Below are 10,051 nucleotides of genomic sequence, written 5' to 3' on the forward strand. Positions count from 1 at the left end.
TATCGATTTGATCGATCCACACAATCCGCTGGTCTCGATTCGTTTTGCCGCCTCAACTAACAAGCAACACCGTGAGCGCCGCATCGCCTTGCCGACCGAGTTTACAGATATCTTTCGCCGCTACCAGCAAAATTATCATGTGACAGATGTGGTCTTCCCGTGCACTGATCGCAATTTAAACTACATCCTGGCCCGGGCGGTGAGCGCTGCAAACATCAAGAAGCGCGTGACCCTGCAATTGTTGCGCGATACCTTTGCCGTACAGCAGTTGCGCGATGGCATCTCGCTGGATGGTCTACGCGAAAAACTGGGCCTCTCAGATGAAGCCTGGCTGGAATCAAAAGAAAAGTATCGTCGCCTGGCCTTCCCCAAATAGTCAGGAGGATAAGCAGAAGCATTAACATTGTAATGTTTCTCTTATCCCTTTTTCATTTTCCCAGGAGACTGTGTCTGACTCCCACGTCCATCGTGGTCTCTCCGCCTCACGCTACGCTCCTGCGGAGCTCAAAAGAGGTTTTTATGTTGGTGCAAAAAGTGTGCATAGCGCACTTTTTGCACCAACATAAAAAAAGAGATTGGAGACGCCTGCGTTCCCCAGGACCGAGGGCGCTTTGATTCCCAGCACACTGGGAATCAAACACATTCTTAATAGCGTTGCGGTGGAACCGTCATCCTTTGAGGTGCCTGCGGTGTGATGACAAAGTGGGTGGCTTTGCGATTGATTGCACTATTGAGCAGTACGATATTGATAATAATAGCTCCAATCGCCAGCGGCCCCAGGCAAATCAACCCAAAGCCGAGCGTGAACAGGGTGCCCAGGATCATCAAAGGCCAGTATAGAAAGAAGCTACATACCAGTAGAACGGCACCGACGGTCGTTTCACGTGTCATGAGCCAACCGACCCCAAAGATACCAATCAGCGATAGAATAATTTCAGTTATCAGAGCTGTATTATCTTTTTGTGTTACTGTGAATGCACTGGCGTTGACTTCAGGTGCATAGGCAGTAAAAGTAGCCTGATACGTTGGTGGCGGCTGATAGGATGGAGGCGAAGCAGCATAGCCATTGGCATAAGGAGGGGGATACGAGGCCTGACCTGGACCATGTGGTGCTGGCCTCTGGGCTGGCGGAACAAAGTTTTGTCGCTGCTGGGGCGCGGGCGACTCTGTTTCAAGTGGCGGATATACACCATAGGATGTATGTGGATGCTCATTGCTGGCTGGTTGTTTAATACTGCTCCCACATACCGGGCATATCCTGGTTGTATCTGCTATTTCTTTTCCGCAACGTTTACAAAACATGGTTAACCAAGTCCCTCTTAATATCAATGGATGTGTAGGTTTTTAATTCCTCTAACACCATTTACCGGCATCCACTGCTTGGTGGTTAAGTACCGTATGTTGTATATTTACTTACTTGTACGTACGCAAAGGATATGGGTTGTAGATGCAATGTGCCAGCAGGCCTATTATGGTGATGCTACTTTCCATCCTTGGGCATTGCCTGTAATTTCAATTGTACCTGCTTTCCCTGTATTTAGATTGTGAATACGGGACAGCGTTTCTGGTAGTTTTATCGCTGTCGCGTTTGTGGCCTGGCCTTTCTGTTGCGTTGCAGGAGGAGTTTCGATCAGTAGAGACGGATGCGCCTGCTGAACGAGTGTTACTAATTCTTTACGTACCGGTTGCCGGGCATCACCGACGATCTGAACTATATCAACTGGCAAAGTGCTATTTGTTGTTTGACCGATTAGCTGCGAGAGGGCATATTGACTTTGTGCTGCCGCGCCCAGCAATAGCAGTCGGATACCAGGAGCAACAAGACGTATGACCAGCGTATTATCCTGTACATTGTTACTGAGATGAAGCTGTGCAGCCGGCCACAAAATCTGTAATGATGTATATTTCCCCACTGCTAGCACCTGTCCACGCGCTAGAGGCCGGTAAAGCAACTGTCGTTCCTGAATAGTTTGTCGCCAGCGTGCATAAGCGGCCGAAGGATGAAGCATGCCTGCATCAACAATTGTGCCAACGCGATAGCGTGTCACCACATCCTGTAATCCCAGCAGATGATCAGTGCGCGGAACCGTCAATACAACCAGGTCCAATGAACGCTGCCAGGAAGGAAGGCGGCTATCCAATTCCTGGGAGAGGGATGGCACATCCAATCCACCATCAATCAGTACTGTTTTCGCATCTGCCGTGCGGATAAAGATCGCCTCACCCTGCGCTGGTTTACCAGCTGGACCAACGTGTAAAAAGTCGATAGTGATAGCCCCGGTGGATTGTGAATGCAGGCTTGCTATGCCGGTAGCCAGGATAATTATTACGGCTATGGTTCCGTAAAGTAAGCGCCTCCCGCGCTTTGAGAGCAACCTCTTGTGATGGTCTTGCTTATAGTCATGATCGCGTTGCGATTGGCGTTTCACCAGGAAGAGTAGCAGGAGCGAAAGTGGTAGATAATACAGCCAGGCCAGGCGACTATCCAGCGTGGTGACGCTCAGATAGGCTCCGGGAAGGGCCGCGCAGATAAGGATACTCTGACTCATATACCAGAGTAGAGGCCAGACTAGCCAGCCACAGATAGTTCCCGCTAGCGCTGAAAGCAATCCCAGGCTGCAGAGGAGCAGGCCGAGTGTAATGACTATTCCTAGCAGGGGTACGGTTAACATATTGGCAATGGGAGCGATAAACGAAATTTGCTGGAAGGTGAGAGCAAAGATGGGTAGCGTTGCCATCTGGGCTGCTAGCGTAACGGCGCAAGTTTCCACAAGGAAATGGCCGCCGGGTACACGAGTTAGTGGATGCAGGAGCTGCTGTATGTGTGGTGTGAAGAGCACAATGCCCAATGTACCCAGAAACGAAAGCTGGAAGCCCGTGTCCCACAGTACCAATGGATCGAGCAAGCTCATACCTGTTGCTGTAAAGGCCAGGGCGGTATAAATATTATAGGTACGGTCTAGCCGTGGGGCCAGCACCAGTAAGCTCCCCATGACTCCCGAACGGATGGCCGCCGAGCCAGCACCACTTAGAATGGTATACGCACCAATGCAGAGTAGTACAATAGTGGTGCTGAGCCAGTGTGACCAGCTACGCCAGCTCCTGGAACCGGACCAGATCGTCGCCAGACGACCTGTATAGAGCCAGCGTGTACAGCTGATTACCAGTCCGGCAACCAGGGTCACCTTAAATCCTGATGGAACAATCAGGTGGGCGGTTCCAGTGACATTAAAGGCCTGACTCAGGGGCGCCAGTGGTGGTGTACGCAGGCCAAGCACAATAGCAATCAGTAAGGCTGCTGTTGGTTGGGGGAGGGACTGCTCGATTAATGTCGCAAAGTGGATGCGCCAGCGGTAGAGCCAGACGATGAGAGGGTTACCACCATGGCTCATTACAGTGAGCCGTGGAAACGTCATTTGTGCCAGTACATCGGGCGGGCCGTGGGGTTGCGGAGCTATGAGCTTGCCCTGTAATGTCAGACTATCGCCATAATTGGCACCATAGACATCCTCAATACTAGTCCCGCTTATCTGAACCTCAATCGTACCATGAACCGTTTGCCAGCCAGAGGTTCCTGATCTGGAGATCCTTTCCACAGAGACCTTTAAAAGGCGGGCCCGACCGGTCAGCCGGGGTTCATCGCTGACCGTGCCCTGGACCTTTACTACGCTTGCGCTAATCTGATGAGCAATTGACAGCGGATCATTGCCAGGAAGTATACTTGTATAGCGCCAGGCTCCCAGGATAAGAAATAGCAGCGCCAGTAGTGGCTGGCGCATAGTCGTTGTGCGCCAGTAGTATACAGTAGCCAGCAGTGTGCCTATAGCCGCGCAAAGTAGCAAGAGTGGAAAGAAAGCAAACCAGGAGGCCAGTAGGATGCCAGCCAACCAGGCTGCGGCCACTACCACAATGGATAAACCAGGCAGCGCGAAACCTGGAGTAGACGCTGGCTCCAGCACTTTTCCTCCCATAAACTTTCCCTCCCCACATCACCATCTCAAATGCTTCTGGCACGACACATGTCCAGGTACACAACGACTTAATGCTGTATCATACTTAGTGAGGCATGAATTGATGTGTCATCATCGTTACCAGTTGGTTCGCATAGAAAGCCGCGACAGCGATACCAATACCTATTCCAATGAACGTCCCCAGGCGTTTGCCCAGGCGCCCCCCTTTCAGGATGTTCATGTCCAGCGACGTAGCCACCATCCAGCCTAACAATACGCCCAGCCAGCGTCCCAGCAATGTTCCCAGACCCATACCCAACAATAGACACACAACCCAGACTCCACCCTCCAGCAACGCCATAAATTCATGTGTAATTGTCATGATACCGTGACCATATCCTTTATTTTTGCATAGACGGTTTTGCTTACTACCTGTGCTAACGTATCTACGGATAGAAATGGACCATGTTGTAGACGATAAGTAACAATTGCCTGTGCTGACTTAGTACTAATCTGTAGATTCTGGCGCAACTCATCGGCACTGGCTGTATTCACATTTACTTTGGTGACCGGCGTGTTGCTGGCAGTTGTACCGCTTGATCCTCCTGCCACAGGTGTCTCATTAGCGTGCAGTACATAAATCTCTTGTCCATCACTCAAATGTGTTGCTAGATTCAGCGCCGTCAGATTGGCGCCAGGTTGGGGACCGCCTGCTGCCTGCAACAATTGATACACGCGTGCCTGATTGTCCAGCGTATAGACACCGGGATGCTTGACCGCGCCCGTAATGTAGACCTGGATATTGCCGCCATCCGCGTTACTTGCAGCCGTTGCACTCTGAGCATTCCTGGCCGTATCGCTGGCCGTTGGCAGCACAGAATCTTGCGGTGATAAAGCTGTCGTTGGCCGCCAGAGCCAGAAAATACTCCCCAGCAGAGCTACTATCAGTATCACTGCCAGCGCCTGTGAACGATATGGCTTCTTCTTGATATCATTGACCGTATCAGGCGCCGGTAATAACTCCGAATCCGCAGCAGTAGTGATCTCTGGCTTACCTAAGAGCGCATCTGGCAACGTTTGCTGTTCTGAAACATCATACAAAGACGTCGTACGAGGAGGAGTTGAAAGAGGTTGAAAAGGCATCATAGACCGTTGCTCCCTTCTATCCACACACCAATCCAACAATCATCGCCGACACAGCATAACAAATAAATTCATGCATATCAATACATAAAAATAATGATTTTTTATCCCCCAAATCATTCCTGTTCGACCTGCAAAAGGCTCATCAGAGGAATGGTATAGTTTAGCCTGTCAGGCATCTTGAGAAAGTTTGATGAGTATGGTATACTCATTTGTGAAGTTCCCGTAGCTCAGTGGATAGAGCACCGGTCTCCGGAACCGGGTGCGCTGGTTCGATTCCAGTCGGGAACACTCAACAATACAAAACGGCTCCAGAAGCCGAAATGGTCCAAACGAGAGGAAGCGGAAAACCCCTTGTTTGGGCCGTTTTTTACCAAGACTTGGTGCGTAGACAGTTCCGCACTCACTCATGACCATCGTCTTTTCTAGAGGCAATTGATCACATTCGCTGTTCATAACTATGTACAATTGATTTCTTGTAGCCATGAGAGCATTTGTAATCCATGAATGTCGCAAAGCGTTGCAGGGCAAGTTTTTGACCTGCCCTGCTTTTTTGAGGAAATACGCGTGAACCATGTTGATGTGAGCAATTGATTTCCTCTGGAAAAAATAGCGTGTTGGCACTAATCAAGATACTCTTTAAAGGCGTGATTGGCCTGTGGATGGCGCAGTTTACGAATCGCTCGCTCTTCGATCTGACGTACGCGCTCTCGAGTTACTTTCAACTTTTTCCCCACCTCTTCTAATGTATGATCATGATCACCAACCAGGCCAAAACGTAGCTCTATAACGTTACGCTCATATGGCGTCAACTGACCCAGCAGCTTGCTAACCTTTTCACGCAGCATATTCTGGTCCACCTGGTCCGCTGTGCCGGATCGACTGGAATCCTCGATGACGTTGCCAAGCGTATTTTCCTCTTCCTCAGAGAGAGGCGCATCTAAAGAAAAGGCTTTTTCGGTCCATGCCAGTAGCTCGCCGACATGTTCCACGGTCATTCCTAGCTTTTGTGCCACCATCTCGATCGTTGGCTCCTGGCCCAGTTCCTGGTACAGCTGGCGCGACATACGTCGCACACGCCTCGCCTCTTCCATTACGTAGATCGGAAGGCGTACGACATGCGTATTTTCCAGAATCGCATGTGTGATAGCACGTTTAATCCACCAGGTTGCGTAGGTCGAGAAGCGGAAGCCCTTCCTATAGTCGAACTTCGAGACGGCACGAATGAGACCAATATTGCCTTCCTCAATCAAATCTTCAAGGCTGATGCCCTGCCCAATGTATTTCTTGGCTATGCTGACGACGAGGCGTAGATTGGCCTCGATGAGCTGGTTACGCGCATCGATGTCCCCTTGCTCTGCGCGTGCCGCCAGAAAGGCCTCGTGCACTGCAGAGAGGAGCGGTATGCCAGAGAACTCGCGGAAATAGAGGCGCAGACTATTGCTGTGGGCTAAATGGCTGATATCCGCATTATGAGATGCTTCGCGTGTGCTATCGGCTAGCATATCTTGATATGCTCCAAGCTCTAAGTTGGATTCCATGCTCTGCTCCCTTTATTTGAACGGTCTAGCCCTTTCGCTCTGGTCCTGGTCAGAGGATACACAAATTACCTTCACTGCCTCTTCGCATTTCCTTCGCAAATGAGCGTCACAACATTTCTAGCTATGAGTGTTGTTGCCTGCTGATAGGTAAAACTGGCCTTTCTCGTTGAGAAAGGTGATATGAGTTTCCTTGATGTTGAGAATCATGTCGGGTTTGTCATCACCATTCACATCTTTAAATGTGAGCGTGACGACGGTTAAATCTTGTCCGGCGCCGAGCAGCGTGGGGCCAGTGTAGATCCTGGCCTGTGAGGCATCGCCACCGGGAAATTCGATTACCATCAGATGTTGTTTCATGTTCAGGGCGATAAAATGGCTGGGGTTGGCCTGTGAGTCATGGTGGCCGACGACTGCGTCGGTCTGGTATGTCCTTGGATATCCGTAGTGCCAGTCATCTTGTGTAGTCTGCCACCAATTAAGCGCGGCCGTTAATGCGACCCATGACAGTACAATCATGAATATGGTGAGGCCAATGTAGTACAGCCAGTGTTTCCGTTTTCTCTGCTTTTTGCTGACTGCTGTTGCCTGCGCTCGCGGCCTTTCCACTGCGATCTCTGGTTGTGTAACTGGTTGCCTGTACACTTGCAGAGATTGGACGGTAGAGGTGCGAGTTGTGTTGCGCTGAGCGGGATGCGTCTGTGTTGCCGTGCTGCGAGGAGGAACGATCGAGCTATATCCAGCACTATATTTCTTGCCCCACTGCTCCCTTGTTCGAGATTGCGTATGATATGCTGACATCTCACTTGTGCGCGCTTGCGTGCGATATGCTGGCATCGCACTTGTGTGCTGGGCACGTCTCTCTTCTGCTCTCGGACCTGGCTGACTCTGATACTGCCTGACGCTGGTTGATTTACGCCGAGGATACAACATATCATCGTACGCTTCATTGATCTCATCGTACGTGTTTCTGGTTTGTATCTGAGTATATCTATCTAGCGCGTATTGGGGAGGTTGGCTATAGCGTTGTGCCATGGCTTCGCCGTCCTTTCGCAGAGATAAGGGACACTGAGTTCGCGTGGAGTGTAGGAAGCTGACGTGACGGCTTCCTACATCCATACATCCTTACTTCCATTGCCACTGGGCAATGTCATCAGGGTCCTTGCCATACTTCTGAATAAAGTGTTGGTGTTCTGTGAGCAATGATTGGTAGTGGCTCAAGCGCTCGCTCATCTGTACAGCGACGCGCTGGTTGCCGGACGCTGTGGCGGCGAGGCGAATAGCCTGCATAACCAGGTGATAGCGATCCGTTCCGTTACACACCTGCATATCAAACGGCGTCGTGGTCGTCCCTTCTTCGCGATAGCCATTGACATGGAATCGCTCATTATTGGGGCGTCCGAAGAGCAGTTGTTTGATAGCAGATGGATAACCATGGAAGTTGATAATGACCGGACTGCTGGTGGTAAACAGTCCTGCGAATACCTCATTATCAACGCCGTGTGGGTGATCTGTATTTGGCAGCAACGTAAACAGGTCCATTACGTTGACCACGCGCACGCGTAGCTCTGGTAAATCTTCCCTCAGTATCTGTGCCGCCGCCATCACCTCTAAGGTTGTGTTATCACCGATACCTACCAGTATCACATCAGGATTGATGCCGTCATCGGTGCTGGCCCAGCGCCAGACCGAGGCGCCCGCGCGACAGTGCGCAATCGCTTCGTCCATCGAGAGCCACTGCGGGAATGGTCTTTTCTCGGCGATAATCAGGTTGATAACGTTGGTCTCACTCAGACACCGTTCTAGCGTATAGAGCAGGCTATTGGCGTCGGCGGGCAGGTAGACGCGAGAGATCTCTGACTTCTTATTCAGGATGGTGTTGATAAAGCCTGGATTCTGGTGAGAATATCCGTTGTGCTCTTGCCGCCATAGGGTCGATGTCTGCAAGTAGTTCAACGAAGCAACGGGAAGTCGCCAGGCAAACTCATTGGATGTTTTCAGGAACTTGGCATATTGATCCATCATCGAGGCGATAATGGTAAGGAACGCCTCATAGCTGGGAAAGAAACCATGGCGCCCCGTGAGCAAGTATCCCTGCAGCCATGCCTGGCACAGGTGCTCGCTTAATACCTCTATTACCCGACCACCGTCTGCCCTGACCTGCGTATCGTGGACGTCTACCGGCAACTGGTAGTTGCGAGATGTAGCATCTAATACGGCCCCTAGCATATTTGACTCTAGCTCATCGGGACAGAAGATTCTGAAGTTGTGTGGATTATGGGTTACCACCTCTTTCAAGTAGCTCCCCGCCGGTTCGACATTGCTATATGCTTTTCCCTTGCTTGGCACTGCGTGGTCGTGTAGGTCAGGGAGGTCAAGGTTGCGGCGCAGGCGACCTCCGAAGGTATGTCGATTGCTTCCCATACGATAATCGCCCTTTGGACACAGCGCGAGTACCTCGGGATATGGACTTCCCTGCTCGTCGAAAAGCTCCTCTGGTCGATAAGAGCGGAGCCAGCTTTCGACAGCTTGTAGCGACTGAGGATTGGACTTTAAATCAATGCCAGGGACCTGGTGAGAGCGATAAGAGCCCTCCACTGGTTTTCCATTCAGGGCTTTGATGCCCGTCCAACCTTTGGGTGAGCGTAAAATGATCATCGGCCATGCCGGGTTAGCCTGGGGATTTCCGTTGCGTGCGGCTAGCTGAATGCTGCGAATACCTAGATATGCTTCATCCATCACCTGGGCCAGGCGCTCATTTCCCTCTGTTGCATTAACGATATAGACCTTGTAGCCATAGCCAGTGAAGAGTTTGGTGAGCGCTTCATCGCTCATCGTGCCATAAATGGTAGGATTGCTGATTTTGTAGCCATTAAGATGCAGGATGGGGAGTACTGCCCCTGACTCAACCGGATTCAAGAATTTGTAGCTGTGCCAGGCGGCCGCCGTTGGCCCTGTTTCAGCCTCTCCGTCGCCGACAATACATGCGACAATCAGATTGGGATTGTCCATGGCCGCCCCAAACGCGGTTGCCAGCGCGTAACCGAGTTCGCCTCCCTCGTGAATGGTGCCCGGAACGCCAGGATAGAGATGACTGGGAAATCCACCGGGCCAGGAGAAGCGTTGAATGAACTGCTTAAGCCCACTCTCATCACGCGAGAGAGCTGGATAAAATTGATGCAGTGAGCCTTCAAGATACAGATTGGCGAGATTCGCTGGTGCTCCATGTCCCGGCCCTGTTACCAGAAACATATCGATGGCATGATGCACAATGAGCCGGTTTAGATGAGCATAGATCATGTTGATGCCCGGGCAGGTTCCCCAGTGCCCAAGTAGACGATCTTTGATATGCTTCAGCTGGAGTGGCTCTTTTAAGAGAATGTTGTCCTGCAAGTAGACCTGGGCTGCCGCCAGATAGTT

General features: G+C 51.1%; 7 protein-coding genes, 1 tRNA gene and 1 pseudogene. 2 read left to right on the forward strand and 7 right to left on the reverse strand.

Annotated elements, in window-relative coordinates; all coding sequences use genetic code 11:
• Positions 1-376: pseudogene (locus JMI88_RS38820) on the forward strand (hypothetical protein); the annotation flags it as partial.
• 269 nt (positions 377-645) lie between these two features.
• Here the strand turns inward: JMI88_RS38820 and JMI88_RS38825 are convergent.
• From JMI88_RS38825 to JMI88_RS38840, 4 genes are all read right to left on the reverse strand, one after another.
• On the reverse strand, positions 646-1,302 hold the full coding sequence (locus tag JMI88_RS38825; protein WP_201367456.1) for a zinc ribbon domain-containing protein: 657 nt from the start codon (positions 1,300-1,302) through the stop codon (positions 646-648).
• Between the two features lie 167 nt (positions 1,303-1,469).
• Positions 1,470-3,971 (reverse strand): ComEC/Rec2 family competence protein, encoded by a 2,502-nt coding sequence (locus JMI88_RS38830; protein ID WP_201367457.1) that lies wholly within the window; start codon positions 3,969-3,971, stop codon positions 1,470-1,472.
• A gap of 85 nt (positions 3,972-4,056) precedes the next feature.
• Positions 4,057-4,332 (reverse strand): hypothetical protein, encoded by a 276-nt coding sequence (locus JMI88_RS38835; RefSeq protein ID WP_201367458.1) that lies wholly within the window; start codon positions 4,330-4,332, stop codon positions 4,057-4,059.
• Positions 4,329-5,096 carry a ComEA family DNA-binding protein gene (locus JMI88_RS38840; RefSeq protein ID WP_201367459.1) on the reverse strand — a complete coding sequence of 256 codons (768 nt, stop codon included), beginning with the start codon at positions 5,094-5,096 and terminating at the stop codon, positions 4,329-4,331. Before JMI88_RS38840 ends, JMI88_RS38835 begins: the two co-directional genes overlap by 4 nt.
• Positions 5,097-5,312: 216 nt before the next feature.
• Between JMI88_RS38840 and JMI88_RS38845 the strand changes: the two genes are divergently transcribed.
• Positions 5,313-5,384, forward strand: a tRNA-Arg gene (locus tag JMI88_RS38845).
• Between the two features lie 332 nt (positions 5,385-5,716).
• Here JMI88_RS38845 and JMI88_RS38850 read toward each other — a convergent pair.
• The 3 genes from JMI88_RS38850 to JMI88_RS38860 form a co-directional block, all read right to left on the reverse strand.
• A complete protein-coding gene (locus tag JMI88_RS38850) occupies positions 5,717-6,634 on the reverse strand; it encodes a sigma-70 family RNA polymerase sigma factor (protein ID WP_201367460.1) in 918 nt (305 codons plus the stop codon).
• 117 nt (positions 6,635-6,751) lie between these two features.
• On the reverse strand, positions 6,752-7,666 hold the full coding sequence (locus JMI88_RS38855) for a hypothetical protein (RefSeq protein ID WP_201367461.1): 915 nt from the start codon (positions 7,664-7,666) through the stop codon (positions 6,752-6,754).
• Positions 7,667-7,756: 90 nt separating this feature from the next.
• Positions 7,757-10,051: phosphoketolase family protein (locus JMI88_RS38860; protein ID WP_201367462.1), on the reverse strand; the 2,295-nt coding region annotated here is incomplete at its 5' end.

The sequence above is a fragment of the Dictyobacter formicarum genome (genome assembly GCF_016587435.1).